Raw genomic sequence first — 1,869 nt, forward strand, 5'->3', positions numbered from 1 at the left:
TCTCGAGGATGTCGTTGCCGGTGAGCTTCGCCAGCGTGGCATACGGCAAGGCCAGGTAGCCGACGATGGTGAGCGCGCCCGCGATCAGGAAGATCCAGAACAGCGCCAGCGCCAGCTTGGGGCTATAAAGCTCGGTTTCGGTCTCCTCGGGAATCAGGTAGTAGGCCGATCCCATGAAGCCGAACAGCAGCCATACGATGAGCAGGTTGGTATGGACCATCCGCGCGATGTTGAACGGCAGGGCGGGGAACAGGAAATCCCCGATCACGTACTGCAGACCCATGATCAGCCCGAACAGGATCTGCCCAACGAAAAGTCCGATCGCCGCTATGAAGTAGGGCTTGGCGACCGCTTGTGATTTGTATTGCATGACGTGTTCCTCTTGTCGTCTCACATTTTTGCTAGGTCGACCTTCGACTCAGCCCTCGATGTTGGGCGGCCAGTTGGCGGTGTTGATTTCCGACGAGTACTTCAGGAATTCGACCAGGTTGTCGAGCTCCTCATTGGTGAGATTGAACTGCGGCATCTGGCGGCGGCCAGGCGCACCCGTCGGTTGCGACTGGATCCAGGCCTTGATGAACTCAGGGCCGCGGCGCTTGTAGACGTTGCCGAGCTCGGGCGCAAAGTAGGCGCCTTCACCCAGCAGGGTATGGCAGCCGATGCAGTTGCGCGTTTCCCAGACCTTCTTGCCCGCGATGACCTGGGGCGTCAGATTGGCTGAGTTGTCCAGCTTCGGAAGTGTCTTGTTGGTGTCGAAGGTCAGCGCGAGCAGTAGCAGGAAGAAGAACACTGTCCCGCCATAGAAGATGTTCCGCGCCATGGATTTGGTAAATATGCCGCTCATGGAGAGATCCTCATCGTTGGTCTGGTTTTGTCCGCAAAGGTTATGGAAGGGGTGCGCGTCCTCTGCAGCGGGTCCTGGACGCAGGGCGATACTAGGTTTCGCCCCTCTGCATGCACCATGATTTGAATCAAGATTCACTGGAGCCAGCAAATACGCGGGTCGCCATGTTGACCGTGATGTTTTTCACGTCATGCAAATGGGTTCTGATGAGAAACTGCGCGAGTACTGACTCTCAAGGGGTCTGACCCCCGACGGAACATGGGACAACGCTTGAAACCTGAAGACGCCTTCCACTTTGGCCGCGAATACCGTGGGGATATCTACGCGCTGTGGGACGATGCGCCCGAATTGCGGCGGCTGGGAATCGAGCTGGGAAGCTTCAATGCGGACTGGGCCTGCTTCGAGGATTGCCGCCTGTCCTTGCTCGCAATGGAGGAACTCACCGCCCTCGGAGGGAAGTACCTGGCCGACCTGAGCCCTGTCGTTCCAGCCCGCTATAACTGAAGCAGCCAATGCGGCAGCAATGCCGCAACGGTGACTGGACGAGGCCCCGCCAGCGACGAGCTGACGGGGCCTCGTCCGTTCCGGACGGCCGCGGTCGATCCCTCAGGAGGCTTGCGGCGTGGATTCGGCGAGCCGCCTCACCAGCACGACGCCGCCCTTGCGAAAGAGGGTTTGGTAACCTGCCTCCGGAAGCCGATCGATGCGTGTGATGGCGAGTTCTCCCGGCTCAGGCGGGCGTTGCGGCGTGACTGCGCCGCGATAGACGCTGATGCTCGGGGCGTCGAAGCGCCAGGCGACAACGGTGCCACCCAGCGCGCGCGCGGCGAGCGCGGCTTCCTTCACCGGACCCTGCAGCAGCGTGCCCGCCCAGGGCGACACCGTCGAGGTCAGGACGCCCACGCAGATCACTGCGCCGATCGACAGCCGCGACCAGATCGAGGCTTTGGACCTGGTGGCGACAGCAAGCCACAGCAGCAGGGCTCCGACCGTCACGACGTAGTAGATGGGTGTGGTGATCGACC

The 1,869-nt window shown here is 61.0% G+C and carries 4 protein-coding genes; 1 reads left to right on the top strand and 3 read right to left on the bottom strand.

Annotation, left to right across the window (positions count from 1 at the left end; all coding sequences use genetic code 11):
• Both ACE3SS_RS15625 and ACE3SS_RS15630 read right to left on the bottom strand, forming a co-directional pair.
• The coding region (locus ACE3SS_RS15625; protein ID WP_374595531.1) for a cbb3-type cytochrome c oxidase subunit I at nucleotides 1–370 on the bottom strand (370 nt) is incomplete at its 3' end.
• Nucleotides 371–418: 48 nt separating this feature from the next.
• Complete coding sequence (locus ACE3SS_RS15630) at nucleotides 419–844, bottom strand: cytochrome c (RefSeq protein WP_153168520.1); 426 nt, start codon at nucleotides 842–844, stop codon at nucleotides 419–421.
• 270 nt (nucleotides 845–1,114) lie between these two features.
• Between ACE3SS_RS15630 and ACE3SS_RS15635 the strand changes: the two genes are divergently transcribed.
• On the top strand, nucleotides 1,115–1,348 hold the full coding sequence (locus ACE3SS_RS15635) for a hypothetical protein (protein WP_153168519.1): 234 nt from the start codon (nucleotides 1,115–1,117) through the stop codon (nucleotides 1,346–1,348).
• Between the two features lie 102 nt (nucleotides 1,349–1,450).
• On the opposite strand, the gene ACE3SS_RS15640 is transcribed toward ACE3SS_RS15635, so the two are convergent.
• On the bottom strand, nucleotides 1,451–1,869 hold a 419-nt coding region (locus ACE3SS_RS15640; protein ID WP_374595534.1), incomplete at its 5' end, for a hypothetical protein.

It is taken from the genome of Aquabacterium sp. (assembly GCF_041915145.1).
Classification (GTDB): Bacteria; Pseudomonadota; Gammaproteobacteria; order Burkholderiales; family Burkholderiaceae_C; genus Aquabacterium.